The 23,877-nt window shown below is 73.5% G+C and carries 23 protein-coding genes and 5 tRNA genes; 10 read left to right on the forward strand and 18 right to left on the reverse strand.

The genetic code is table 11. The features are described from left to right. Positions 1 to 199 precede the first annotated feature (199 nt). On the forward strand, positions 200 to 760 hold the full coding sequence (locus Sri02f_RS15035) for a CGNR zinc finger domain-containing protein (RefSeq protein WP_109001688.1): 561 nt from the start codon (positions 200 to 202) through the stop codon (positions 758 to 760). Positions 761 to 844: 84 nt separating this feature from the next. Here Sri02f_RS15035 and Sri02f_RS41710 read toward each other — a convergent pair whose 3' ends face one another. Together Sri02f_RS41710 and Sri02f_RS15040 are read right to left on the reverse strand one after the other, a co-directional pair. Continuing rightward, entirely contained in the window at positions 845 to 997 is a 153-nt protein-coding gene (locus Sri02f_RS41710) for a hypothetical protein (protein WP_167467550.1), read from the reverse strand. 203 nt (positions 998 to 1,200) lie between these two features. Next, positions 1,201 to 1,659, reverse strand: coding sequence for a hypothetical protein (locus tag Sri02f_RS15040; RefSeq protein WP_109001690.1), 459 nt, complete (start codon positions 1,657 to 1,659; stop codon positions 1,201 to 1,203). A gap of 280 nt (positions 1,660 to 1,939) precedes the next feature. Between Sri02f_RS15040 and Sri02f_RS15045 the strand changes: the two genes are divergently transcribed. After that, entirely contained in the window at positions 1,940 to 2,533 is a 594-nt protein-coding gene (locus Sri02f_RS15045; RefSeq protein WP_245970639.1) for a DsbA family protein, read from the forward strand. A gap of 122 nt (positions 2,534 to 2,655) precedes the next feature. Here the strand turns inward: Sri02f_RS15045 and Sri02f_RS15050 are convergent, their stop codons facing one another. The 3 genes from Sri02f_RS15050 to Sri02f_RS15060 all read right to left on the reverse strand — a co-directional run bounded on the left by Sri02f_RS15050 (position 2,656) and on the right by Sri02f_RS15060 (position 5,428). Then, complete coding sequence (locus Sri02f_RS15050; protein WP_174855653.1) at positions 2,656 to 3,483, reverse strand: GNAT family N-acetyltransferase; 828 nt, start codon at positions 3,481 to 3,483, stop codon at positions 2,656 to 2,658. 74 nt (positions 3,484 to 3,557) lie between these two features. Then, positions 3,558 to 4,379, reverse strand: coding sequence for an aminotransferase class IV (locus tag Sri02f_RS15055; protein WP_109001696.1), 822 nt, complete (start codon positions 4,377 to 4,379; stop codon positions 3,558 to 3,560). Continuing rightward, positions 4,376 to 5,428 carry a chorismate-binding protein gene (locus tag Sri02f_RS15060; RefSeq protein ID WP_109001698.1) on the reverse strand — a complete coding sequence of 351 codons (1,053 nt, stop codon included), beginning with the start codon at positions 5,426 to 5,428 and terminating at the stop codon, positions 4,376 to 4,378. Before Sri02f_RS15060 ends, Sri02f_RS15055 begins: the two co-directional genes overlap by 4 nt. Positions 5,429 to 5,617: 189 nt before the next feature. Between Sri02f_RS15060 and Sri02f_RS15065 the strand changes: the two genes are divergently transcribed. The 5 genes from Sri02f_RS15065 to Sri02f_RS15085 all read left to right on the forward strand — a co-directional run bounded on the left by Sri02f_RS15065 (position 5,618) and on the right by Sri02f_RS15085 (position 6,079). Further along, a tRNA-Gly gene (locus Sri02f_RS15065) sits at positions 5,618 to 5,690 on the forward strand. Between the two features lie 38 nt (positions 5,691 to 5,728). Continuing rightward, a tRNA-Cys gene (locus Sri02f_RS15070) sits at positions 5,729 to 5,802 on the forward strand. Position 5,803: 1 nt separating this feature from the next. After that, a tRNA-Val gene (locus Sri02f_RS15075) sits at positions 5,804 to 5,875 on the forward strand. 26 nt (positions 5,876 to 5,901) lie between these two features. Further along, positions 5,902 to 5,973: transfer RNA gene (locus Sri02f_RS15080), tRNA-Val, on the forward strand. Between the two features lie 34 nt (positions 5,974 to 6,007). Further along, positions 6,008 to 6,079: transfer RNA gene (locus tag Sri02f_RS15085), tRNA-Val, on the forward strand. Positions 6,080 to 6,133: 54 nt separating this feature from the next. Here Sri02f_RS15085 and Sri02f_RS15090 read toward each other — a convergent pair. The 4 genes from Sri02f_RS15090 to Sri02f_RS15105 all read right to left on the reverse strand — a co-directional run bounded on the left by Sri02f_RS15090 (position 6,134) and on the right by Sri02f_RS15105 (position 8,365). Then, entirely contained in the window at positions 6,134 to 6,439 is a 306-nt protein-coding gene (locus Sri02f_RS15090) for a TFIIB-type zinc ribbon-containing protein (protein WP_109001700.1), read from the reverse strand. 81 nt (positions 6,440 to 6,520) lie between these two features. After that, complete coding sequence (locus Sri02f_RS15095) at positions 6,521 to 7,456, reverse strand: aminoglycoside phosphotransferase family protein (protein WP_109001701.1); 936 nt, start codon at positions 7,454 to 7,456, stop codon at positions 6,521 to 6,523. Positions 7,457 to 7,694: 238 nt separating this feature from the next. Continuing rightward, positions 7,695 to 7,889: a hypothetical protein gene (locus tag Sri02f_RS15100; protein WP_109001702.1), complete on the reverse strand. Its 195-nt coding sequence runs from the start codon at positions 7,887 to 7,889 to the stop codon at positions 7,695 to 7,697. A 200-nt stretch (positions 7,890 to 8,089) separates the two neighbouring features. Further along, positions 8,090 to 8,365: a DUF8836 family protein gene (locus tag Sri02f_RS15105; RefSeq protein WP_069771855.1), complete on the reverse strand. Its 276-nt coding sequence runs from the start codon at positions 8,363 to 8,365 to the stop codon at positions 8,090 to 8,092. A 197-nt stretch (positions 8,366 to 8,562) separates the two neighbouring features. On the opposite strand from Sri02f_RS15105, the gene Sri02f_RS15110 reads away from it, so the two are divergent. Continuing rightward, positions 8,563 to 10,023 carry a protein kinase domain-containing protein gene (locus Sri02f_RS15110; protein ID WP_245970640.1) on the forward strand — a complete coding sequence of 487 codons (1,461 nt, stop codon included), beginning with the start codon at positions 8,563 to 8,565 and terminating at the stop codon, positions 10,021 to 10,023. Between the two features lie 37 nt (positions 10,024 to 10,060). On the opposite strand, the gene Sri02f_RS15115 is transcribed toward Sri02f_RS15110, so the two are convergent. The 8 genes from Sri02f_RS15115 to Sri02f_RS15150 form a co-directional block, all read right to left on the reverse strand. Beyond that, entirely contained in the window at positions 10,061 to 10,879 is an 819-nt protein-coding gene (locus Sri02f_RS15115; RefSeq protein ID WP_109001704.1) for a TrmH family RNA methyltransferase, read from the reverse strand. Positions 10,880 to 10,942: 63 nt separating this feature from the next. Next, positions 10,943 to 12,175 (reverse strand): uroporphyrinogen-III C-methyltransferase, encoded by a 1,233-nt coding sequence (gene cobA / locus Sri02f_RS15120; protein WP_109001705.1) that lies wholly within the window; start codon positions 12,173 to 12,175, stop codon positions 10,943 to 10,945. 149 nt (positions 12,176 to 12,324) lie between these two features. Further along, positions 12,325 to 16,746 (reverse strand): nicotinate-nucleotide--dimethylbenzimidazole phosphoribosyltransferase, encoded by a 4,422-nt coding sequence (gene cobT, locus Sri02f_RS15125; protein WP_109001707.1) that lies wholly within the window; start codon positions 16,744 to 16,746, stop codon positions 12,325 to 12,327. A gap of 366 nt (positions 16,747 to 17,112) precedes the next feature. Next, the gene (gene cbiE, locus Sri02f_RS15130) at positions 17,113 to 18,330 is read right to left on the reverse strand and encodes a precorrin-6y C5,15-methyltransferase (decarboxylating) subunit CbiE (protein ID WP_109001709.1); all 1,218 of its coding nucleotides are present in this window, start codon (positions 18,328 to 18,330) and stop codon (positions 17,113 to 17,115) included. An 87-nt stretch (positions 18,331 to 18,417) separates the two neighbouring features. After that, positions 18,418 to 19,056, reverse strand: a complete 639-nt coding sequence (locus tag Sri02f_RS15135) for a GNAT family N-acetyltransferase (protein ID WP_109001711.1) — start codon at positions 19,054 to 19,056, stop codon at positions 18,418 to 18,420. Between the two features lie 152 nt (positions 19,057 to 19,208). Beyond that, a complete protein-coding gene (locus Sri02f_RS15140; RefSeq protein WP_109001713.1) occupies positions 19,209 to 20,045 on the reverse strand; it encodes a MetQ/NlpA family ABC transporter substrate-binding protein in 837 nt (278 codons plus the stop codon). A gap of 76 nt (positions 20,046 to 20,121) precedes the next feature. Next, entirely contained in the window at positions 20,122 to 20,844 is a 723-nt protein-coding gene (locus Sri02f_RS15145; RefSeq protein ID WP_109001714.1) for a methionine ABC transporter permease, read from the reverse strand. Between the two features lie 20 nt (positions 20,845 to 20,864). Then, the gene (locus tag Sri02f_RS15150; protein ID WP_109001715.1) at positions 20,865 to 21,908 is read right to left on the reverse strand and encodes a methionine ABC transporter ATP-binding protein; all 1,044 of its coding nucleotides are present in this window, start codon (positions 21,906 to 21,908) and stop codon (positions 20,865 to 20,867) included. Positions 21,909 to 22,571: 663 nt separating this feature from the next. Here Sri02f_RS15150 and Sri02f_RS15155 point away from each other — a divergent pair. Both Sri02f_RS15155 and Sri02f_RS15160 read left to right on the forward strand, forming a co-directional pair. Then, entirely contained in the window at positions 22,572 to 22,931 is a 360-nt protein-coding gene (locus tag Sri02f_RS15155) for a hypothetical protein (RefSeq protein ID WP_109001717.1), read from the forward strand. A 1-nt stretch (position 22,932) separates the two neighbouring features. Further along, complete coding sequence (locus Sri02f_RS15160) at positions 22,933 to 23,352, forward strand: hypothetical protein (protein ID WP_109001719.1); 420 nt, start codon at positions 22,933 to 22,935, stop codon at positions 23,350 to 23,352. Here the strand turns inward: Sri02f_RS15160 and Sri02f_RS15165 are convergent. Beyond that, positions 23,342 to 23,839 (reverse strand): GNAT family N-acetyltransferase, encoded by a 498-nt coding sequence (locus Sri02f_RS15165; RefSeq protein WP_069772823.1) that lies wholly within the window; start codon positions 23,837 to 23,839, stop codon positions 23,342 to 23,344. The genes Sri02f_RS15160 and Sri02f_RS15165 overlap by 11 nt on opposite strands. Between the last annotated feature and the right edge of the window lie 38 nt (positions 23,840 to 23,877).

Genomic DNA, 23,877 nt, shown 5'->3' on the forward strand with positions numbered 1-23,877 from the left:
GCGCCGACGCCGCGCCACGGGCTGCCGTGGGGCGGCGTCGGCGTGTCCGCGGCGGCCCCGGCGGCGCTCCCCGGGCCGTCCGTCGTTCCCGGCCGCCGGAATCCGGGTCCCCGTTCGACCGTGGTTCGGCGGCCCGGTGCGGCTACCATCGGCCAGCATCGGCGGGCACCCGCCCGACCTCCAGGCCAGGGAGCGAAACGTGCTGATCACCCACGACACCCGGTGTGCGCTCGACACCGTGGTGGATCTGGTGAACACCGCCCCGGAGGACGGCACGACCCCGGACGCGCTGCCGGATGTCGCCGCCCTCGAGGAGTTCGTGCGAAAGCACGACATAAGTGACGTCGGCGTGCTCTCCGAGTTCGACCTTTCCGCGGTGCGGAAGATCCGCGGACGGTTCGCCGGGATCTTCGCCGCGACGGACCCACGCGTCGCGGCCGGACTGATCAACGACCTGGTGGCCGCCGCGGGCACCACGCCTCGCCTCACCGACCACGACGGCTACGACTGGCATGTGCACTACTTCGCGCCCGGCGCGTCCGTCGCCGACCACCTGGCGGCCGACTGCGGGATGGCGCTGGCGTTCTTCGTGGTCGCCGGGGAAGAGGAGCGGCTGCGGCGATGCGAGGCCCCGGACTGCCGGCGCGCCTTCGTCGACCTCTCGCGCAACCGGTCCCGCAGGTACTGCGACAGCCGCACGTGCGGCAACCGGCTCCATGTGGCCGCCTACCGGGCGCGCCGCAAGGAGGCCGCGGGCTGACCTCCCGGCACGCGGAGGGGGCGCCGGCAGGGCGCTCGATGCCGACGGGCCCCGGCGGGTGACGCCGGGGACCGCGGGTACGGCTCACAGCAGCAGCAGATCATGCAGCGAAGCCATGAGCAGCAGACACCCGATCACCGCCAGGAAGATCATCAGCGGTGGCTGGGAAAGGGCGAAGAGGCACCCGCGCGGCTCGTCCTGAGGTGGCGCGTCGTCGCTCTGTGTCGTGTCCAGCATCTCGCGGGCGATGATGACGCAGGTGGCCTCCCCGGCGCGATCTACAGGCGCGGTTTGAGCGGGAGTTCGCCAGAATCCGTGACGTCGGTTTCAGGCCGTGATCGTTTCCGCGCACGCGCGGGCCGACTGTGTCGTTTCGAGGGTCGGCTCCGCTGCCGTGGTTCACGCGGCGACGTTCACGCTGTTCCGCCTCCGCCGCCGCTTCATATGCCGTGCTTCTTGAGGATGGCCTCGATGTCGCTGAAGTCGTCGGAGCCGCCGGTGGCCCTGGGGGCGGCCGCGGGCCGGGACGCCGGGCGGTCGGCCGGACGGGAGGCCTGCCCCAGGGAGGGCGCCGAGGCGGCGGGGGCCACCGCGTCCGTCCGTGCGGCGCGGGCCGCTGCCCTGCGCTCCTTGCGGGTGCCGCCGCGGCGGCGCTCCACCGCCCGGGTGGAGGCGAAGAGGGCCCAGGCCCCGCCGAGCACCACGAAGCCCGCCCAGGCGGTGGGACTGAAGGCGGTGTCGACGACCCATCCGACGGCGCCGGTCATCACCAGACCGAGCGGCACGAGGGCGTAGGCCGCGATGCGGGCCGCGGCCAGGAAGCGTTTGCGATAGGCCGTGACGGCCGCGATGCCCAAGCCGGCCACGGCGACGGCGGAACAGACGGTCTCGGCAATCATCCGGTCTCCAGGCGTGGGCTCACTAGGGCTGGCTCTCGACCGACTCGGCAGCACGGCCCGCGAGGCGGTGCGCTGCTTCGTCGTCCCTTCCATCCTGCACCTGCGCGGGCCTCGCGGGCCATGTTCCGGCCGGACATCAGGGACATCTCCGGGTCGGCTCCTCCGCAGGTGCCGCGCCGGCTCGTCCCCGATCGGCGCGCCGGTTCGCGTGCGATCGCCGCGCGCCCGGTGCGGCAGGTCCGGATGGGGACGGCCGGGCGGGGGCTGGGAGACTGGCCCCATGAGCGACTCGTCCCCGACCTCCTCCGTCTCCTCCGTCTCCCCCGGCTCCCCCTCCCCCGCGTCGACGACGCCGGCCGCGCCCTCCCCGGGGCCGGACCGTGCCGTCGTCCTCGACGTCTGGTGCGAGCTGCAGTGCCCCGACTGCCGTGGCGCGCTCCACGACCTGAGCGCGCTGCGCGAGCGCTACGGCGACCGGCTGGAGCTGCGGCTGCGGCACTTCCCGCTGGAGAAGCACAAGCACGCCTTCGCCGCCGCGCAGGCGGCCGAGGAGGCGCTGGAGCAGGGACATGGGTGGCCCTACGTCGAGGCCGTGCTGGGCCGGGTCGAGGAGCTGGACCGTAGGGGTGAACCCTTCCTGGTCGAGGTCGCCGGCGAACTGGGGCTGGACGCCGAGGAGTTCGACACCGCTCTGATCGACGGCCGGCACATCCTGATCGTGGACGCCGACCAGGCCGAGGGCAAGGCGATCGGCGTGACCGGGACCCCGACGTACGTCATCGGCGGTGAGCGGCTGGACGGCGGCAAGAGCCAGGAGGGGCTGCGCGCCCGGATCCAGGAGATCGCCGACCGGCTGCTGGCCGAGCAGGCCTGAGACCCGACGGGGAGAGGCCGGACGGACAGCGCGGCGGACAGCTGGACGGCAGCCGGACGGACAGCCGGACGGCCCGGCCGACCGCTTGTCCCACCGCCCCCGCCAAAGCTCGAAGAGCAGGCTCAGAGCAGGTTCTTGTACATCGAGTAGCTCACCGGCACGTACCCGAGCGACTCGTACAGCCGCTCGGCCGGAGTGTTGCCGGCGAAGACGTTGAGGCCGAGGACCCGCTTGCCGTTCCCGATCGCCTGCGCCTCGGCCAGCAGCATCAGGGAGCGCCCGTGGCCGCGGCCCCGGTGGGCCTCGTCGGCCTCGACGTCGAACACGAACGCCTTGTCGTCCTTGAACGACACCCAGAGCGAGCCGACCGGTTCGCCTCGGTGCTCCAGGACGCTGATCAGCGTGTCCGACGTCGCCAGGCCCTGGGGCAGCAGCCGCTCGTGGTCCCGCCGCGACCTGGCCCACGCCGCCTCCTCGGGCACCCCGCGGTCGCGCCAGGCCCGGGCGTAGCCGGCGAGGGCGAGCTCCAGCCAGGGCCCGAACTCCTCTTCCGTCATGGCCCTGCCCAGGCTGCCGTCGGGGAGGGCGGGGGCGGCCGCGCCGAGGGTCTTCTCCATGCCGCGGTTGCGGTGGACGTAGCCGAGCGCGCTCGCCAGGCGCAGCGCGGCGTCCGCGTCGGCCGGCACCCTGAGCTCGACGCGCGTGCAGCCCCAGCCGCGGGCCACCTCCTCGGCGGCCAGCGCCGCCACGGTGCCCCGGCCCCGCCCGCGGTCCCGTTCCTCGATGCGCAGGTCGGCGATCCGGGCGACGCCGTCGGAACCGAAGGCGGGGGACGTGGAGAGACGGACCTCTCCGACGGGGCGGCTGTTGACGCACACCTGGTAGTGGCGCGAGAGCGCCCCGTCGGCGGCGCGTTGCAGCGGCTCGGTCGGCCGCAGGGTCGTGGTCATCAGGGGTGTTCTACCCCTCTGCGGACGGGATCGGCAGCCCGTTTTTCACGGCGGCCACGGAGCCGGCGCGGCCCTCACGGGTCGAGATCGTGCCCACTGCGCTCGGTGAAGATCCGCATCGCCTTGGCGGTCACCGGCCCGGGCGCGCCCGGCAGTTCGCGGTCGTCGACGCGGTGGACGGCCTGGACGTCGCGCAGGGTGGAGGTGAGGAAGACCTCGTCGGCCCGCTCCAGCACGTCCAGCGGCAGGTCGCTCTCCCGGGCGCCGGTCCACTCGACGGTCAGTTCGCGCGTGATGCCCGCGAGGCAGCCCGAGGCGAGGGGCGGGGTGTGGATCTCGCCGTCCAGGACGACGAAGACGTTGGACCCGGTGCCCTCGCAGAGCCGCCCGACCGTGTTGGCGAACAGGGCCTCGCTGGCGCCCTGTCGGTGGGCGCGGGCCAGGGCGACGACGTTCTCGCCGTACGAGGTGGTCTTGAGCCCGCTGAGCGCACCGCGTTCGTTGCGGGTCCAGGGGACCGTGACGACGGCCGTGGAGTCCGCGCGCCGGGTGGTCTCGCCGAGGGCGACGACGAGGGTGGGGCCGTGTTCGCCGCGCTCGGAGCCGAGGGGGGCCCGGCCGCCGGTGTAGGTGATGCGGAGCCGGCCGAGCGGCATCGGGTTGGCTTCGAGGACGGCGGCGCAGGCTCGGCGGACCTCGTCGTGGTCGGGGTCGGGCAGGCCGAGGCCGCGGGCGGAGCGGGTCAGCCGGTCGAGGTGGCGGGTGAGCGCGAAGGTCGTGCCGTTCACCGCCTTCACCGTCTCGAAGATGCCGTCGCCCACGGTCAGCCCGTGGTCGAAGACGGAGACGCGGGCGGCGCCGCTGTCCTGCAGCCCGCCGTCGAGCCAGATCTTCACGTCAGCGTCCCTTCACTCACCTCGTACGCACCCGACGCTACCGCGAGCAGCCGGGACGCCTTCAGCTCGGTCTCCTCCCACTCGGCCTCGGGGTCGGAGCCCCAGGTGATGCCCGCGCCGGTGCCGAAGCGCAGCACGGGGCCGCCGCCGGTGGACCGCTCGATCCAGAAGGTGCGGATCCCGACGGCCAGCTCGCCCGTGCCCCGGTCGGCGTCGACCCAGCCGATGCCGCCGCAGTACGGGCCGCGGGGCGCCGTCTCCAGGGCGTCGATGACGCGCAGGGCGCTGGACTTGGGGGCGCCGGTGACCGAGCCGGGCGGGAAGGCGGCGTCGAACAGTTCGGGCCAGCCGGCGTCCTCGCGCAGCTCGCCGCGGACCGTGGAGACGAGGTGGACCAGGCCCGGGTGCTTCTCGACGGCGCACAGGTCGGGGACGGTCACACTGCCGGTGGCGCAGACCCGGCCGACGTCGTTGCGGACGAGGTCCACGATCATCACGTTCTCGGCGTAGTCCTTGGCGAGGAGGTCCGCCTCGGTGCGCCCGGTCCCCTTGATGGGCCCGGACTCGACGACCCGGCCGTCGCGGCGCAGGAACAGCTCGGGGGACGCGGTGGCCGTCTCCACGCCGTGCACAGGGAGGCGAATCGTTCCTGCATACGGCGCCGGATTGCCCCGGGCCAACAGCGCGGTCAGCGCGTCCACATCGGCGTCGGGCGACATGGGCGCGGTCAGGACCCGGCACAGGTTGGCCTGGTACACCTCGCCGGCCGCGATCTGCTCGCGGATGCGCCGCACACCCGCGGTGTACGCGGCGCGGTCGAGCGACGACGTCCAGTCACCGGCGGCGGGCCCCCGCCAGGCCCCCGGCACGGGGGCGGGCGCGGGCTCCTCGCGCACGTCGGCGAAGCGGGCGCAGAGCAGACGGCCCTCGAAGTCGGCGCACACGGCCCAGAAACCCTCGGAGTCGAGGGCCGCGGGATCGCTGGTCACATCGAGGAGGCCGGTGGCGACGCGGCCGCCGAAACGGGCGAGAGGAGGGAGGTCGAGCACGCTGTCGAGTCTAGGACGGGCCGTCCGGAGGCGACCCGCGCATGTCCCCGGATGTCCCGGCCGGGGCCCCTGACCAGGCCCGCGTGCGGGCACAGCGCAGCACGCTGCACAAACGCGTTTTTGTACTGGCCCGGGAATCCGCTAGAGTTCAACTCGTCGCCGGGCCGTGAGAGCGGAACGAAACGACAAGCGGACGTAGCTCAGTTGGTAGAGCGCAACCTTGCCAAGGTTGAGGTCGCGAGTTCGAGCCTCGTCGTCCGCTCGAAGGAACAAGGGGTCTTCCCGGTCCCCTGCACTCCTGGTGGAGTGGCCGAGAGGCGAGGCAACGGCCTGCAAAGCCGTCTACACGGGTTCAAATCCCGTCTCCACCTCCAAGGACGATTAGCTCAGCGGGAGAGCGCTTCCCTGACACGGAAGAGGTCACTGGTTCAATCCCAGTATCGTCCACTGGATCTGCTCGAAGATCCGAACCCGCGCGATTAGCTCAGCGGGAGAGCGCTTCCCTGACACGGAAGAGGTCACTGGTTCAATCCCAGTATCGCGCACGCAGTGCACATGATCCCCGGATCGTGTTCCCGAGGACGATTAGCTCAGCGGGAGAGCGCTTCCCTGACACGGAAGAGGTCACTGGTTCAATCCCAGTATCGTCCACACGCCGAGAGCCCCCGGCCGCCGTAGCGGTCGGGGGCTTCTGCGTGCGCCGGTTCAGCTGGAGAACAGCATGTGGCCGAAGCTCTTGTGGCGGTGGTGGCCGCCGTAGTGACCGCCTCCGTGGTGACCGCCGCCGTGCGGGGCGGGAGCGCCCCAGGCGGGGGCGACCGGGGCGGCCGGGTACGCCTGCGGCGCGACCGGGGGCGGCGGCGCGGGCTGGGACCACTGGGACTCGACGCGGGTGAGCGCCTCCAGCTCGCCGTAGTCGAGGAAGATCCCCCGGCAGTTGCTGCACTGTTCGATCTGGACGCCGTTGCGGTTGTACGTGTGCATCTGAGCGTGACACTTCGGGCACTGCATGGTTCGGCTCAACTCCTCGCCGGTCGTGGCTCTTTCGCCTGCCGCCAGGACAGACACTGTCCGGCTGCGGTCGGTTGCACCCTACTTCGCCGAGTCCGCCGCCAACTGCGGCGGGACGGATCCCATTCGGGCACACGCGTCGACCAGGCACTGCTCGACCTCGTCCAACGACCTGCCCTGCGCCGCCGACTTGGTGACGGCGCGTGCCGCCGTCTGCACGGTGAGTGCGCGCGCCGCGACGTCGAGGGCGGCCCACGGGTCGCCGGACGCGGGGACGGCGGGGCCGCCTCCCGCGCGGTAGGCGTCGAGGAAGCGGGTCCACTCGTCGGGCGGGAGCAGACCGCAGGCGTACCAGGCGGCCGGGCGCGCGAGGTCCCAGGCCGGCAGGCCGACGCCGAGATCGTCGACGTCGATCAGCCGCCAGGGGCCGTCCGGAGCGGGATGACGCACGAGCTGGCCGAGGTGGAGGTCGCCGTGGCAGACGGCGCCCGGCTCGGGCATGGGGGCCTCGGCGCGCGCCCAGGCGGGCAGTGCCCGCCAGGCGCCCACAACGGCCGCGACCGCGGGATGCGGCCCCGCGGCGGTCAGGCGGGCCACGGCGTGGGCGGCCTTGGCGGGGCCGCGCATCGGCGGCAGACCGGCCGGGGCGGGGATGCGGTGCAGACGGGCGAGCAGGGCGCCGGCCGCCTCCCAGGGAGCGGCGTCCGGGTCGGCCGGGTCGACCGGGTCGCCGTACGGCCAGAAGGTCACCAGGCGGCCGTGCAGCTCGGCCGGGGTCGCCGCGAGCGGGGCGAGGAGGACGTCGGGGAGGCCGGCGGCCAGGGCGAGGCGCGGGGCGAGCGCGGCCGGGTCGGTGCCGGGAGCATGCGCCTTCGCGACGGTGTCGGCGTGGCGGACGACGGTGGCGTCCGGGCGGTCGGCGAGGGTGGCCGCACGGCAGGAGCAGGCCGTGACCGTCCGGTGAGCGCGGGCGCCGGCCCGCAGGGCGAGCTCGGCGAGCAGGGGATGGACGGTCACGTGACTCCCGGAACTGCGGCGTACGGGTCTTCCCGTGAGCGTACGCAGAGGCGACGACGACCGGTCGACCCGTGGGCCCCGGTGGGGGCCGTGGGGCCGTGGGCCCGCGGGAAAACAATGCAGGCGCAGCTCCCCAGCTGCGCCTGCATCTTTTGCCGTCCGCCGCACCCCCGTCCCCACGGGGTTTCATGGGTGGATGTCCCCGCCCGAACCGCTCTTCCGGGCCTGGGGTCGCCGCTCAGCGCCCCAGCATCACTCCCACGGACGACGCCTGTGTGGCCACTGTCTCCCAGCCGTCGAAGACGACGAGGAGCAGGACCGCCAGGGGAAGGGCCATCAGCGTCGCCACCAGGGGGTGGCGGCGGCCCGTGCGACGAGGACGCGTGGTGCGTCCCGGTGTGCGGATCATCGTCCGCGGTGCCGTATGGGCCATGGTCCCTCTCCTGACCTGTATCTCAGTTGTCGTTGGCAGCGGCGGGCGTCTGACCTCGGGGGACGAGTGCTGCACCCGCCGCTTGACCTCAAATCTAGGCGGACGGCGTTCGCCGCACGTCATGCCCTCGTACCGATTGCCGGGCCTCCCGGAGGATGAGCCGTGACCTGCGGAGTACTCCCCTGGGTGGAGACGGGGACCTAGGTCTCAGGGTCTTCCCGGAAGGGGCGCCCGCTGCGGGCCGGTATGTCCGAGCTCTCCTCCCGGGGGATCGGGTGCTCGACCAGGGCGAGCACCCTGTTCGCCATGAATCGGGCCGTACGCACCGAGGTGCCGTTTCGCGTGACTTCGCTCACTTCCACCACCCCTCGGCGTACCGCCGTCTCCACGCGGCGGCCCGCCCTGCTCGCCGTCACCTCGTATGTCCGGGTCGTGTCGCCGGCGTCGACGACTATCTCCACGCGGTCACCCTTCACGGGTTCAATCCCCCTTCTGTGGCAGGTGGGTTGAGATCACGGAGCCGCCAAGGCGCGGCTTTTCCCAGGCCCCCTGACCACCCTTCAATTCTCCCACCGGCCACTGACAATCGGTCGGGACCGGAGGGCGCGGCCTCTGCGCGCGAACGGCCGTGGAAACGTAAGCTGTGCCACGTCAAACGGACCGGGCAGCGGGGATGAACATGGCGATGATGCGCCTGAGGCGCGAGGACCCGCGTGTCGTCGGCTCGTTCAGGCTTCACCGACGGCTCGGCGCGGGCGGCATGGGCGTCGTCTACCTGGGGTCCGACAAGAAGGGCCAGCGGGTCGCGCTGAAGGTGATCAGGCCTGATCTGGCCGAGGACCAGGAGTTCCGGTCGCGGTTCGCACGCGAGGTGTCGGCCGCGCGCCGGATCCGGGGCGGGTGCACGGCTCGGCTGGTCGCGGCGGATCTGGACGCCGAACGGCCCTGGTTCGCCACCCAGTACGTCCCCGGGCCCTCCCTGCACGACAAGGTCAACGACGAGGGGCCGCTCGGCGCCGCCGAGCTCGCCTCGATCGGGGCCGCGCTGTCGGAGGGGCTCGTCGCCGTCCACGAAGCCGGGGTCGTGCACCGGGACCTGAAGCCGTCCAACATCCTGCTCTCCCCCAAGGGCCCCCGGATCATCGACTTCGGCATCGCCTGGGCGACGGGGGCCTCGACCCTGACGCATGTCGGCACGGCGGTCGGCTCGCCCGGGTTCCTGGCGCCGGAGCAGGTGCGAGGGGCGTTGGTCACGCCGGCCACCGACGTGTTCTCGCTCGGCGCCACGCTCGCGTACGCCTCGACGGCCGACTCGCCCTTCGGGCACGGCAGTTCCGAGGTCATGCTCTACCGCGTGGTGCACGAGGAGCCACAGCTGCACGGCGTGCCGGACGCGCTGGCGCCGCTGGTGCGGGCCTGCCTGGCGAAGGACCCCGAGGAACGGCCCAGCACCCTCGATCTCTCCCTGCGCCTGAAGGAGATCGCCACCCGTGAGGCGCAGGGCCTCGCGGAGGCGCGGCCTCCGGCGCCGCGGGCCGCCGAGGCGGACCGTCCCACCGGGCGGCTCTCGGACACCGGCCGCTCGGAGCGCACGGTTCGCCACCAGAGCGGGCCCGGCACTCCGCCGCCGCGGGGCGGGACGCCGTCCTCGCGTGGTCCGGTCCCCTCACGCGGCGGGGCGCCGGCTCGCGGCGCGAACCCCTCCCGGGGCGGTGGCGCGCCGGCCGCGCGCTCCGGGGCCCGCCCCGCTCCCGGATCCCGCAACACCCGTCCCGGCAACGGCGGCAGACCCGTGCCCCGCGGCGGGACCGGCCGTCCGGGGCCGAGGAACACGGGAACCGGACGGCGGCCCGCCAACCCGCGGCTGCTGCGTCAGCGGATCTTCGTGTTCATCGTGGTGACGCTGTTCGTGGCGCTCGGCATCGCCGTCGTCCAGGGCTGCGAGGGCCCCGCGCGCGGACTCGGCGTCAACGACGGCGTCGTCCGGCACCAGCAGGAGCACGAGCGGCCGGCACCCGACGGACCGGTCGGCGGAACCGGGTCCGAAGAACCGAACGGACCGACCGCGCCTGACGGACCGACCGGACCTGACGGACGGACCGGACCTGCCGGGGCGCACCCGGTCGAGGGCTGACCCGGGCGGGCGTCCCGCCGGGACCCGAGCGGCGGTCCTACGGTTGCGGCCGGCCCGTCGCCACCGCGTAGAAGGCGACCGCCGCCGCCGCGCCCACGTTGAGGGAGTCGACGCCGTGGGACATGGGGATGCGGACCCATTCGTCGGCGGCGACGAGTGCCTGGGTGGAGAGGCCGTCGCCCTCCGCGCCGAGCATCAGGGCCACCCGGTCCATCCGGTGCGGCGCCGCCTCGTCGAGACTGCGGGCCTTCTCGTCCGGGGTGAGGGCGAGGAGGGCGAAGCCGGCCTCGCGGACCGAGTCCAGGTCCTTGGGCCAGCTGTCGAGCCGGGCGTACGGCACGGAGAAGACCGCGCCCATCGACACCTTCACGCTGCGGCGGTACAGGGGGTCGGCGCAGTCCGGGGAGAGCAGCACGGCGTCCATGCCGAGGGCGGCCGCCGAGCGGAAGATCGCGCCGATGTTGGTGTGGTCGTTGACCGACTCCATGACGACGACCCGGCGGGCGGTCTGCAGGAGTTCGGCGGCCGCGGGCAGCGGCTTGCGCTGCATGGAGGCCAGCGCGCCGCGGTGGACGTGGTAGCCGGTGACCCGTTCGGCGAGCTCCGGGCTGACGGCGTAGACCGGCGCCGGGAGCTCGTCGATGACGTCGCGCATGACGTCGACCCACTTGGCGGAGAGCAGCATCGAGCGCATCTCGTACCCGGCGTCCTTGGCCCGGCGGATGACCTTCTCGCCCTCGGCGATGAACAGGCCCTCGGCGGGCTCGCGCCTGCGGCGCAGCTCGACGTCGGTCAGGCCGGTGTAGTCGCGCAGGCGCGGGTCGTCGGGATCGTCAACGGTGATGAGATCGGCCACAGGGTGATACTGCCTTGTCCTGGGTGTGGTGCCAACGGCTCGGAACGGTTGTGTTACCCGCGGTTACTCTGAGGTCGGCGGGCCGACGTTGACGACGGCGCCGATGACGATCACCGCCGGGGGCCTGACCTCCTCGGTGCGGACCGTCTCGGCGACGGTCGCGAGGGTCGCGTCCACGCGCCGCTGGGCGGCCGTCGTGCCCTCCTGGACGAGGGCGACCGGGGTGTCGGGCGACTTTCCGTGCGCGACGAGGGTCTCGGCGATCTTCCCGATCTTGTCGACGCCCATCAGCACCACCAGCGTGCCGGTGAGCTTCGCCAGGGACGGCCAGTCGACCAGGGAACGCTCGTCGTCGGGGGCGACATGCCCGCTGACCACGGTGAACTCATGGGCGACCCCGCGGTGCGTGACCGGGATGCCGGCGGCGCCGGGGACCGAGATCGAGCTGGAGATCCCCGGGACGACCGTGCAGGCGATGCCCGCCTCGGCGAGGGCCTGGAGCTCCTCCATCCCGCGGCCGAAGACGTACGGGTCGCCGCCCTTGAGGCGGACGACCGACTTGCCCTGCTTGGCGTGCTCGATCAGCGCGTTGTTGATGGCCTCCTGGGCCATGTAGCGGCCGTAGGGGATCTTCGCCGCGTCGATCACCTCGACGTGCGGCGGGAGTTCGGCGAGGAGGTCGCGCGGGCCGAGCCGGTCGGCGATGACGACGTCCGCCTCGGCGAGCAGACGGCGGCCGCGGACCGTGATCAGGTCCGGGTCGCCGGGGCCGCCGCCCACGAGGGCGACGCCCGGGGTCCGGGTGCGGTGGTGGGGAGCCACGAGGGTGCCGTCGCGCAGGCCCTCCACGACGGCGTCCCGGACGGCCGCCGTGTGGCGCGGGTCGCGGCCCCGGGCCTTCGTGGTGAGGACGGCGATGGTGACGCCCTCGCTGTGGCCGGTCGCCGGGGTCCAGGCGGTGGCGGCGTCGGCGTCGTCGGAGCGCACGCACCAGACACGGCGGGCCTCCGCCTCGGCGGACGCCTGCCGGTTGGCGGCCGGGTCGCTGGTGGCGATCAGGGCGTACCAGGCCGCCTCGAGGTCGCCCTCGGCGTACACGCGCCGCGACCAGACGAGCTCGCCCGCGTCCGCCATCGCCTCGACGGACGGAGTCGCCTCCGGGGACACGAGGCGCACGTCGGCCCCCGCCGCGATCAGGGCGGGCAGGCGGCGCTGGGCGACCTGGCCGCCGCCGAGGACGACGACCCTGCGGCCGGCGAGGCGGAGGCCTACGGGGTAGGCGGGGTGTTCGGCCATGAGGGTGCGGCTCCTCGTACGGGCAGAGAGCAGTGGGCGGGCGCTGCGGCTCTGGAGCGGCCCTGACGTGCGCATTTTAGAGGTGGCTTCAGCATGCGGCGGGGCCGGGGGCAGCACAAGCCGCATGCCGCCCGGCCCCGGAGCAGGTCCTACTTCTCGGTCACACCCGCAGAGTCGAACGTCGCGACCTCGTGCATGGCACGGGCCGTGCTCTGCACCAGCGGCAGGGCCAGCAGCGCGCCCGTGCCCTCGCCGAGGCGCAGGTCCAGGTCGACGAGGGGGCGCAGGCCCAGCTTGTTGAGGGCCGCCACATGGCCGGGCTCGGCGCTGCGGTGACCCGCGATGCACGCCGCGAGCACCTCGGGGGCGATCGCGCGGGCGACCAGGGCGGCCGCGCCGGCGCTGACGCCGTCCAGGATCACGGGCGTGCGCAGGGAGGCGCCGCCCAGCAGCAGGCCGACCATCGCCGCGTGTTCAAAGCCGCCGATCGCGGCGAGGACGCCGATCGGATCGGCCGGATCCGGCTGGTGGAAGTCCAGGGCGCGGCGGACGACCTCGGTCTTTCGGGCGAGGGTCTCGTCGTTGATCCCGGTGCCGCGGCCGGTGACCTCGGCCGGGTCGGCGCCGGTGAAGACCGAGATGAGAGCGGCGGACGCCGTGGTGTTCGCGATGCCCATCTCACCGGTGAGGAGCGCCTTGTTGCCGGCCGCCACCAGATCCCGGGCCGTCTCGATGCCGACCTCGATGGCCTGCTTGGCCTCCTCGCGGGTCATCGCGGGACCGGTGGTCATGTCGGACGTGCCCGCGCGGATCTTGCGGGGCAGCAGACCGGGAGTGCCGGGCAGGTCGGCGGCCACGCCGACGTCCACCACACAGACCTCGGCGCCGACCTGGGTCGCGAAGGCGTTGCAGACCGCTCCCCCGCCGAGGAAGTTGGCGACCATCTGGGCCGTCACCTCCTGCGGCCACGGGGTGACGCCCTGGGCGTGCACGCCGTGGTCACCGGCGAAGATCGCGACGGCCGCGGGCTCCGGGATCGGCGGCGGGCACTGCCGGGACAGACCGGACAGCTGAGCGGAGATGATCTCCAGCATGCCGAGCGCGCCGGCCGGCTTGGTCATCCGCTTCTGCCGCTCCCAGGCCTCGCCGAGCGCCTTGGCGTCCAGCGGGCGGACGCTGGCGACGGTCTCGGCCAGCAGGTCGTGCGGGTCCTCGCCGGGCAGCGCGCGACGGCCGTACGTCTCCTCGTGGACCACCCAGGACAGCGGGCGGCGCTTGGCCCAGCCCGCCTGCATCAGCTCGGGCTCGTCCGGGAACTCGTCGACGTAGCCGACGCAGAGGTAGGCGACCACTTCGAGGTGCTCGGGCAGCCCGAGCGCGCGGACCATCTCACGCTCGTCGAAGAAGCTGACCCAGCCGACGCCGAGGCCCTCGGCGCGCGCGGCGAGCCAGAGGTTCTCGACCGCGAGCGCGGAGGAGTACGGCGCCATCTGCGGCTGGGTGTGACGGCCCAGGGTGTGCCGGCCGCCCCGGGTCGGGTCGGCGGTGACGACGATGTTCACCGGGGTGTCGAGGATGGCCTCGATCTTCAGTTCCTTGAACTGCTTGGCCCGGCCCTTGGGCAGGGACTTCGCGTACGCGTCGCGCTGGCGCGTCGCCAGCTCGTGCATCGCGCGCCGGGTGTCGGCCGAGCGGATGACGACGAAGTCCCAGGGCTGCGAGTGGCCCACGGAGGGTGCCGTGTGGGCGGCCTCCAGGACGCGCAGCAGCACCTCGTGCGGGATCGGGTCGCTCCGGAAGCCGTTGCGGATGTCCCGGCGCTCGCGCATCACCTTCAGGACGGCCGCACGCTCGGCGTCGTCGTAGGCGGGCGCGGCCGGGCCGGTGGACTCTCGCGCTTCTTCCACTGCGGCGGCCGGGCTCTCTTCCTGGTCGGCGGCCCTGGTCTGCAGGTCCTCCGGGCTCTGTGCGACGTCGGGGTCGACGTCGTTCTCGTGCTCCGCGTCGGGGGTGGCCGGGGCCGGAACGGGATCGGCGGCGCGGGGGGCGGGGACGGCTGCCGCGGAGAGGACGGCGGCCTCGACGGCCCGCGCCTCCACGGGCTGTGCCTCGGCCTCGACGGACTGCCCGTCCACGGACTGCTCGTCCACGGACTGCTCGTCCGCCGCCTGCTCGGGGGCCGCCTGCTCGGAGGCCGGATGCTCGGAGGCCGGGGGCTCCGACGCGGGGGCGACCGCAGCGGGCGGCGGGGTCGGGGCCGGGGCCGGGTGCTCTGCCGCGGACACCGTGCCCTCGACCGGCACGGCCGGGCCGAGCGGCTGGTCAGGTCCGGGCTGCACCGACACGGGAGCCAGGGGGGCCTCTCCGTGCGGAAGCCCCGCGTCGGGCTCGTCGGCGGTCGGCGCGAGGTGGGCCACCGCGGGCTGGACGGCCTGCGGGTGCTCGGCGGGCGGCGCTTCGGCCGCGAGGGGCACGGAGGTCTCGGGGACGACGAGGGGCGCGGGGGCAGCCTCGACGGGCGACCCCGCGGGCTCGGACGCCTGCGGCAACTCCGCCATACCCGCCGTGTCCGACGTGTCCGACGTCTCCGCCGTGCCCGACGTCTCCGCCGACGGCTGAACGAGGGGCGCCGCGGGCTCCGGCTGGACGAGGCCCGGCATGGCCACGGGGGCGGCCTCGGGCTCCGGCGCGGGGGACGCGTCCGGGAGGGAGACGTCCGGGGCGGAGCCGTCGGCGTCCGGGGTGTGGGATGCGGCGTCCATCGTCTGGACGGTATGGGCGACGGGCACGGGCGCCTCGTCCGCGGCCTCCGCCGACGGCGCCGGCTCCGGCTCCGGCTCCGGCTCCAGTTCCGGCTCTCCGGCGGCCTGCTGGGCGGCGTGATCGGCGAGGCGTTCCGCCTGCGGCCCGGACTCGGCGGCGACGACGGTCGCAGCGTCCTCCGGCGTCACGGCGGGGGCGGGGGCGTCGGTCTCCGTCGTGGGGGCGGAGACCACGGGCTCCGGGGCGGACTCGGGCGCGGAAACCTCGAAGACCTGCTCGGCGGGCGTCTCCTCCGCGGACGCCGCCGGCTCCGGCGCTTCAGGGTTCACGGCCTGCGGCGGCTCGGGCGCCTGCACGGCCTCGGGCCCGGGGACGGGCTCGGGGGTCGGCTCAGGGGTGGTGGCGAGTCCGGGAGCGGGCGTCGCGGAGGGCGCGGGCTCCGACGGAACGTCGGCCACGGAGTCGGGTCCGGGGACGACGGCGGCGGTCGTGACCGCCTCGGTCTCCGGCGCCTCGGCCGCTTCGAAGGTCTGCGGACCCTGCGCCGACGGGTCGGCGAGGGCCGCGACAGGCTGAGGCTCCTGGGACTCCTGTGGCTCCTGCTGCTGGGACTCCTGGGACTCCTCGGCGGGGTTCGGCGCCGCCGTTCCACCCGCGTCGGCGACGGTCTGATCCGCGACGACCTGACCGGCCACGACGTCCTCAGCCACGGCAGGTTCGGCCACGACGTCCCCTGCCACCGCCGGGACGGGCACGGCGGCGGAGGTCTCCGCCGGGACGGGCACGGTGGTCTCCGCCGCTGCCCCCTCGACCGCCTCCGTGGCGTCAACGACGTCCGCGGGGACGGGCTCGGCAGCCTCAGCGGGCTGGGCGGGCTCGGCGGCTTCGTGGGCGGCGGCGGACTGTCGGGCCGGGGCGGCCTCGGGACCTTCCACGGTCTCCGGCGCCTGCGCCGCTTCCACCGGCGGCTCGACGGCGGCCGGCGGAGCGTCCGCCGTCTGTTCGTCGGCCGGGTCCTCCTGGGCCTCCGCCATCATCGCGGCGCCGAGCAGCTCACCGGTGTCGACGATGCCGTATCCCCGGGTGACCCGGGGCTCCTGCGCGGCCTCGGACTCGGGCTCGTGGGCCTCCTGCGGGGCCGTCGCGGCGATCGCCTCGGTCGCGACGCGGGCCACCACGGCCTGGGCCGCGCCCACCGGCTCGGCCTGCTGCGTCTGCGCGACCGCAGCCGGAACAACCGTTTCCCCGGCCGTGCCCCCGGAAGCGACCTGTGCCGGGGCCGACGCCTGGACCGTCGCCTGGGCCGTGGCCTGGGCGACGCCCCAGGGAGACGCGCCCTGCGGCGGCATGTCCCTCAGGTGCTGTACGTCGAGGTACTCGGGGCCGGTCGTCGGCGGGCCGGGCTGACGCACCGGCACACCGGCCGGGCCGCGATCGGCGAGCGAGCGGACCGGACTGGCGGAGGCGTCGGGAATCGGGGGGCCGAGGTGCAGGGGGCGGCGCGGGGTCGCCTGCGGCGCGGACGGGCCGGGCAGGCGGACACCGCTGAGGTCGACCGAACCGCTGTCGCGGCCGGCCGTCTCGTGCGGCCCCGGCTCGTGGACCGCTTCGACCACCGGTTCCGGCGCGGGCGGGGCCACCTCGTTGCCCCACGCGCTCTGGGCGCCCGGCAGCAGCAACAGGTCTTCGTCCTCGGCGGTGGTCTCGGAGAGGTAGGTGTACGCACCGTGCGCGGGGGCGCCCGGCTGCTCCACCATGCCTGCGCTCTCCGGCAGTCCCTCGCCCGGGACCTGGCCGGTGTCGGTCATGCGTACCCCTCGCCCATCGGTTAGTGCTTCTACGGCCGGCTCACCCGGAGCGGCGCACCGACCGCCCCGCAGTGAAGAACGAGCGTCCGTGCCCAGCGGCACGAACGACCCGCCCGAAAAAGCGACAAAGCCATTCAGTGGCATTGTCCCGGCCGCCGCCGCCTCGCGACAGCTTGATCGGCGAGGCTCCGCTGTGGACTGCGCCACGTTGCGCGTCCTCCGGTTCTGCCGTACCACACACAGCCCAAAAGGGATGGGTTTTCCGGACATTGACCGACGAAGCGCCGGGCGACCGGAAGCGGTACGACGATCGGCCAGCCTACCGCGCGCGGTACGACAACAGGATCACGGGGAGGGCCGACCCGGTCACGGCCGGCGGTCGGCGAGAACCCCGGTGAGCAGGAACGCGACGCTCCGCTCCGTCTCCGTCCAGGCCCGCGTGTCGAGTTCGACGGACTGGACGAGGGCGCACTCGACGCCGTAGCCGTGCTCGGAGAGGTCACGGCCCACGAGTTCGGCGGCGTCGCGGGTCGCCGCGTGGGTGACGATGCGCTGCGGACGGCGGTCGACGACCGCGGAGACCACCGGCGCGCCCCCGCCGCCGACCCGGACGACGTCCGGTTCGGGCAGGTTCTCCAGGACGTGCGGCGCGCCGCCGTGGACGATCTGGAGCTGGACGCCGTGCCGGCGCGCGGCGGCGTCCGTGCGGGCGCAGGCCTCCAGGTCCCGGTCGACGGCGATGACGGCGGCGCCCGCCCGGGCGGCCTCGGTCGCGAACGCTCCGCTGCCGCAGCCGATGTCCCAGACCAGGTCGCCCACGCGCGGGCCCAGCCGGGCCAGTTGGGCGGCACGCAGCAGCGGCGCCTCCCCCTCGCCGAGCCCGCCGCCGTACGCCTCGCCGGGCAGCGCCCAGCCACGCGGACCGGCGCCGGGGTCACGGCCCGCGATCCAGCCGCCCTCCCCGGAGACGACCGGACCGGTGGGGCCGCCGATGACGATGACGACGTTGGGGTCGCGCCAGATGTGGTCGGCGGCCTTGTCGGAGGTGACGACGCTGACCTGTTCGCGGTCGGTGCCGAGCTCCTCGCACACCACGAAGGTGCGGTGGACGCCCTCCATCAGCAGGCCGAGCTCGGCGGGACCGGCGCCCGGGGAGGTGAGGACGGCGACCTTGGTGTGGGCGCGGCACACGTTCACCGCGCGACGCAGGGTGCGCCGGTGTGCGACGACCACCTGGGCGTCGTCCCAGGGCATGCCGGCCCGGGCGAAGGCGGCGGCCACGGCGGAGACGGCGGGGACGACCTCGACCTCCAGGCCGAACTCGGGAGCGCGCAGGGCCCGTACGACGCCGAAGAAGCCGGGGTCGCCGTCGGCGACCACGACCGCGGTGCCGCGGTGGCCGGCGATGCGGGAGGCGGCGAGGGCGACGCTGCCGAGCCGGATGCGCTCCGCGGCGGGGGGCACCTCGGGGAGCGTCAGGTGGTGGGCGGCGCCGGCCACCAGGGTGGCGGCGCCCAGAGCGGAGCGGGCCGCGGCGGACAGCGGCGAACCGTCCCAGCCGATCACGGTGACGCGGTCGGCCATCGTCGTCAGTCTCCCCCGGGTTCACGCAGGCAGCGGGCTCCGTGAGGGTACCTGGTCGGAGTGTCCGGGGACGGCGGCGGTCCGGGGTCAGTTCCAGTCGGTGTACGAGGTGAAACCGCCGCTCTCCGCGAAGTGCTCCCCGCCGGCGTCCAGGTCCTCCGGGAGGAGGCTCCACACGATGTAGTCGGTGCGCACCTCGCTCCACCCGCCGCCCTCGGCGCGGACGCGCGCTATGCAGGCGCCGCGCAGCACGCCCTCGCTGATGCATCCGATCTTCTGGGCGACCTGCTGGGAGGCGGTGTTGTCGGCGGCCGTGCGCAGTTCGATGCGTTCGAACTTCTGATCGGTCAACAGCCACCGGGCGGTGGCCAGCGCCGCCTCGGAGGCGTAGCCCTCGCCGCGCGCCCAGGGGGCGATGATGTACGACAGCTCGGTGGAGCGGACGTGCCAGTTGGTCTTGGCGAGCTGGACGACGCCGACCAGGCGCTGGGTCAGGAACTCGGTGACGGCGAGGTCGAGGCCGCGGCCCGCGGCGCGTTCGGCGGGGGCGTACTCGGTGATCCAGCGGCGGGCGGCCGCCTCGTCGTAGGGCTGCGGCACGGAGGTCCAGGCCGCGACCTGCTCGTCGTTCATCATGTCTGCCAGGGCGGGCACGTCGTCCTCGTCGAGGGGACGCAAGCCCAACCGCTCCGTGCTGATGGAGATGGTGGGGAAGGTGCTCGTCATGCGCCGCTCCGTAACCTTCGGGACCTCGTGAACCTGCCGACCCGTCAGGGCCCGCTGAACTGCCCAGCATGCAGCATGCGGCACGGAACCACACCACGGGGTCCACGCCGGGTGAGGGCGCGGACCCCGGGTGCGGGCGTCATGGGTGAAGGTCAGAAGGCCGCGACGACGGCGCCGTCGTACTGGTCCGCGATGAACTTCTTGACCTCGGGCGAGGTGAGCAGCTTGGCGAGCTTCGTCACGCGCGGGTCGTCCTCGTGGCCCTTCTTCACGGCGAGGAAGTTGGCGTACGGGTTGCCCTTGGCGGACTCCGCGACCAGGGCGTCCCTGGCCGGGCTGAGCTTGGCCTCCAGCGCGTAGTTGCCGTTGATGACGGCCGCGTCGACGTCGCCGAGGGAGCGGGGCAGCTGGGCCGCCTCGAGCTCCTTGAACTTCAGGTTCCGGGGGTTGGACGCGACGTCCTTGGGGGTCGCGCCGTCACCGGCGGCGGGCTTGAGCCGGAGCAGGCCGTTGGCCTCCAGCAGCTTCAGCGCGCGGGCCTCGTTGGTGGTGTCGTTCGGCAGGGCGATCGTGGCGCCCCGCTTGAGGTCCGCGAGCTTCTTGACGCTCTTGGCATACAGGCCGAGCGGCTCCAGGTGCACCGTGGCGTTCGGCACGGCGACGATGTCGGTGCCGTTCTTCTTGTTGAAGTCGTCCAGGTACGGCTGGTGCTGGAAGTAGTTGGCGTCGACCTCGCCCTGCTGGACGGCCGTGTTGGGCGTCACGTAGTCCGTGAACTCCTTCACCTCAAGCTTGAGGCCGGCCTTCGCGGCGAGGTGGTCCTTGACGTAGGTGAGGATCTCGCCCTGCGGGGTGGGGGTGGCGGCGACGGTGAGCGTGGCGTTCGGGTCGGCGCTGCCGGAGTCCTTGTCCGAGCCGCAGGCGCTGAGTCCGAGGGTGAGGGCTCCGGCGGCGAGGACGGCGGTGGTGATCTTGGCGGTGTTACGCACGAAAAGTGCCTTTCCTGAAGGGTGATGCGCCCCGCTTCGGGTGGTGCGGGGAGTCTCGGGAGCGGTCCAGGCGGGGTCAGGCGACCTTGCCGACGTCGGGGGCCGCCGGGTCCTTCGCCCTGAGCAGGCGCAGCTTCGGCCCGGGACCGGAGCGGCCGCCTCGGCGGTGCAGGGAGCGGGCCGCGTAGTCGCCGGCGAACTGGATGAGCGCGATGACGACGGCGAGGATCGCCACCGTGATCCACATCAGCTCGGTCTCGAAGCGCTGGTAGCCGTAGCGGATGGCGATGTCGCCGAGGCCGCCGGCGCCGACCGTGCCGGCCATGGCGGAGTAGCCGATGAGCGCGACGACCGTGGTGGTCGTGCCGGCGATGAGGGAGGGCAGGGACTCCGGGACGAGGACCTTGCGCACGATGGTCCAGGTGTTGCCGCCCATGGCCTGCACGGCCTCCACGAGCCCGCCGTCCACTTCTCGGACGGCCGTCTCGACCAGGCGCGCGAAGAACGGGATGGCGCCGATCGCGAGCGGCACGATCGCGGCCTCGCGGCCGATGGTCGTCCCGGTGACGGTGCGCGTGAAGTTCATCAGCGCGACCATCAGGATGATGAAGGGCATCGAGCGGGCGATGTTCACGACCTGCCCGATCACCTTGTTGGCGACGGTGTTCTGCAGCAGGCCGCCCCGGTCGGTCAGGACCAGCAGGACGCCGAGCGGCAGACCGCCGACGACGGCCACGAGGGTGGACCAGCCGACCATGTAGAGCGTGTCCCAACAGGCCTGGGACAGCAGGGGCTGCATCTCGGACCAATCGGTTCCGCTCACTTGGCGCCCTCCTTCGGCAGCGCGGGCTGCGGGGCCGCGCGGTCCACGACGTCGATCTGCAGGCCCTGTTCGCGCAGGAAGCCGATGGGCACGACGTTGTCCTCGTAGCGGCCGGGCAGTTCGATGCGCATGCGGCCGATCTGGAGGCCGCCGACGGTGTCGATGGCGGCGCCGAGGATCGAGATGTCGATGTTGTAGGTGCGCGACAGCTGGGAGACGACGGGCTGGGTGGCGGCCTCGCCGTGGAAGGTGACGTCGACGACGGTGCGGTCGTCGCCCGTGGCCTCGCCGCCGACCGGGAAGAGCGCGGCGGCCAGTTCGGAGCCGGGGGTGGCGAGCAGCTCGCTGACCGTGCCGGACTCGACGACGCGGCCGCCGGCCATGAGCGCGGCGGAGTCGCAGACCGACTTCACCACGTCCATCTCGTGGGTGATCAGCAGGACCGTCAGCCCCAGTTGCCGGTTGAGGTCGCGCAGGAGCTGGAGGATGGAGCGGGTGGTCTCCGGGTCGAGTGCGCTGGTGGCCTCGTCGGAGAGGAGCACCTTCGGGTCGCCGGCCAGGGCGCGGGCGATGCCGACGCGCTGCTTCTGACCGCCGGAGAGCTGGGCGGGGTAGGACTTGGCCTTGTCGGCGAGGCCGACCAGGTCGAGCAGCGCCAACGCCTTGCGGGAACGTTCCTTCCCTGAGCTGCCGAGGATCTCCAGGGGCAGCTCCACGTTGTCCTGCACGGTCCGCGTGGACAGCAGGTTGAAGTGCTGGAAGACCATGCCGATCCGGCTGCGCGCCTGTCGCAGCTCCCGGCCGGCGCGCGGTCCGCGTCCGGCGAGCGCGGTGAGGTCCTGCCCGTCGACGGTGACCGTGCCGGCGGTGGGGCGCTCCAGGAGGTTGATGCAGCGGATGAGCGAGGACTTGCCGGCGCCGGACTGGCCGATGACGCCGTACACCTCGCCTTCGCGCACGTGCAGGTCGACGCCGTCGAGGGCGGTGACCGCACGGCCGCGCGAGCGGTAGACCTTGCTCAGGCCCGTGGTGGTGATCACGTGGGGATATCCGTCACTGTCGAGTGCGCGGGCGTGGGTGGGCCCGGGCGCACGGGTGCAGGCTGTCAGGACGCGACACGGTTCTCGCCGTGGCGGGAGACCGGGGAGGAACCTGTGCGCGGGGCGCGGCTCAGATCGCGTACGGCGGGGATGCGGCGTACGGACCTGCCACGGCGGCTCGCTTCGGGGCGCGAGCTCGGGGGTGGTGCGGGGGCCCTCTAGAAGGCGCGCATTCGACACATACAACGAGCACCGGGCGTCATGGTCGCCTCGGTCGCATGGGTGCGGCTGCTCGTCGTGGTCATGAGCATCAGTAAAGCAGACGTACGGTCCTGACCAAGACCTCGCTGTCCGGATGCTGGACAGCCGTGGACAGTGCTGCGGCGCGTGTCAGCCGCGGGCGGAGATCCGCCCTCCCTCGTCGTCGACCTGCGCCGACGGGGGCGGGCAGGCCCTTCACCACCAGGCCGGCGTCCACTTCGCGGACCTGGCGGGTGGTGGCCGACGCCACGGCCGCCAGGCCGGGCGAGGGGGCACCCGGGCGTCGTGGGCGTCGAAGAGCCGGACCTGCGCGCGGATCGTCCGGGTCGTCACGGCTCCGGCCGCGCGCCGGGCCGCGGGGCCGACGGCGAGGGGCTGATTACGGCGTAATAAGGTCGCTGCATGCTTGATGCCCTGACGCTGGCGACCGGCGTCGCCGCGTTGCTCCTCGCCGCCTGGTGCGGCTGGGCCGCCTACCGTGACCAGCCGACGAAGGACTGGCACTTCATCGGGATGGCCGTGGTCTCGCTGCTGGCCGTGGTCCAGCTGGTGGTCGGGATCGTGCAGCTGGCGAGGGGCGAGAAGCCGGAGCAGGGCACGACGATCTTCGTGGCCTATCTGCTGGGCGCGTTCGCGTGCGTGCCGACGGCGGGCTTCATGTCGCTGGCCGAGCGCACCCGCTGGGGCTCGGTGACGGTCGCCGCGGCCGGTGTGGTCCTCGCCGTGCTGGAAGTGCGGCTCTTCGACATCTGGGGAGGCTGAGATGACGGCGACGCAGGAGAAGCCGGCCCGGCTGATCGGCGGCCCCGGGCTGCTGCTGGTGTGGTTCTACGGCGTGATGGTGGTCGGGGCGGTGTCCCGGTCGGCGTACCAGATCGCGACCGGGTTCGACCGGGCGCCGCTGTCGTACTCACTGTCGGCGGTCGCGGGCGTGGTGTACGGATTCATCACGTACTCGCTGGTCCGGGGCGGGGAGACGGCCCGCAGGGCGGCGCAGGTCTGCTGCGCCGCCGAACTCGCGGGCGTGCTGATCGTGGGCACCTGGACGCTGATCGAACCGTCGGCCTTCCCCGACTCGACCGTGTGGTCGCAGTACGGGATGGGCTACGTGTTCATCCCGGTCCTGCTGCCGCTGTCGGCCCTGTACTGGCTGCGGCGGTCCCGGACCGCCGCTACGCGGTAGCCGCGTACTCCCCCGCCTGCTTCTCCAGGACGATCATCGGCACGCCGTCCGCGCCCTGGGAGGTGCCGACGGTCTGGTAGCCGACGCGGCGGTAGAGGCGGAGGTTGCCCTCGCTGCGGTGGCCGGTGAAGAGGCGGAACTTCTTGGCCCCGCGCTCCTCGGCGAGGGCCGACTCGGCGGCGCGCAGCAGCCGGGCGCCGATGCCGTGGCCCTGCAGACGCGGGTGGACGCAGAGCTTGCCGATGGCCGCGGCGCCGTCCTCGGTGAGATTGCCGCGTACGCAGCCGACCACCTCGTCGCCCAGCCGGGCCACGAAGACGCAGTCGGTGGCGAGTTCCTCGCGCACCGATGCGAGGGTCTGGACGAGGGGGGCGATGCGGTAGTTGCCGTACAGAGCGGCTTCGCTCTGGAAGCACAGGTACTGCAGCCTGAAGATCTGCTCGGTGTCCTGCTCGCTCGCCACCGAGATGGTCACGCTCATGCCCATGTGCGCACGCCTCCCGCTCACCTGATCGCCTGTGGTCC

Origin of the sequence: Streptomyces rishiriensis (assembly GCF_003112535.1) — a bacterium.
Classification (GTDB): domain Bacteria; phylum Actinomycetota; class Actinomycetes; order Streptomycetales; family Streptomycetaceae; genus Streptomyces; species Streptomyces rishiriensis.

Coding starts and splice junctions, on each gene's coding strand:
- Sri02f_RS41710 (WP_167467550.1), bottom strand. CDS start 997: ATGCTGGACACGACACAGAGCGACGACGCGCCACCTCAGGACGAGCCG.
- Sri02f_RS15040 (WP_109001690.1), bottom strand. CDS start 1,659: ATGATTGCCGAGACCGTCTGTTCCGCCGTCGCCGTGGCCGGCTTGGGC.
- Sri02f_RS15045 (WP_245970639.1), top strand. CDS start 1,940: ATGAGCGACTCGTCCCCGACCTCCTCCGTCTCCTCCGTCTCCCCCGGC.
- Sri02f_RS15050 (WP_174855653.1), bottom strand. CDS start 3,483: ATGACCACGACCCTGCGGCCGACCGAGCCGCTGCAACGCGCCGCCGAC.
- Sri02f_RS15090 (WP_109001700.1), bottom strand. CDS start 6,439: ATGCAGTGCCCGAAGTGTCACGCTCAGATGCACACGTACAACCGCAAC.
- Sri02f_RS15100 (WP_109001702.1), bottom strand. CDS start 7,889: ATGGCCCATACGGCACCGCGGACGATGATCCGCACACCGGGACGCACC.
- Sri02f_RS15110 (WP_245970640.1), top strand. CDS start 8,563: ATGAACATGGCGATGATGCGCCTGAGGCGCGAGGACCCGCGTGTCGTC.
- cobA (WP_109001705.1), bottom strand. CDS start 12,175: ATGGCCGAACACCCCGCCTACCCCGTAGGCCTCCGCCTCGCCGGCCGC.
- cobT (WP_109001707.1), bottom strand. CDS start 16,746: ATGACCGACACCGGCCAGGTCCCGGGCGAGGGACTGCCGGAGAGCGCA.
- cbiE (WP_109001709.1), bottom strand. CDS start 18,330: ATGGCCGACCGCGTCACCGTGATCGGCTGGGACGGTTCGCCGCTGTCC.
- Sri02f_RS15135 (WP_109001711.1), bottom strand. CDS start 19,056: ATGACGAGCACCTTCCCCACCATCTCCATCAGCACGGAGCGGTTGGGC.
- Sri02f_RS15145 (WP_109001714.1), bottom strand. CDS start 20,844: ATGCAGCCCCTGCTGTCCCAGGCCTGTTGGGACACGCTCTACATGGTC.
- Sri02f_RS15155 (WP_109001717.1), top strand. CDS start 22,572: ATGCTTGATGCCCTGACGCTGGCGACCGGCGTCGCCGCGTTGCTCCTC.
- Sri02f_RS15160 (WP_109001719.1), top strand. CDS start 22,933: ATGACGGCGACGCAGGAGAAGCCGGCCCGGCTGATCGGCGGCCCCGGG.
- Sri02f_RS15165 (WP_069772823.1), bottom strand. CDS start 23,839: ATGGGCATGAGCGTGACCATCTCGGTGGCGAGCGAGCAGGACACCGAG.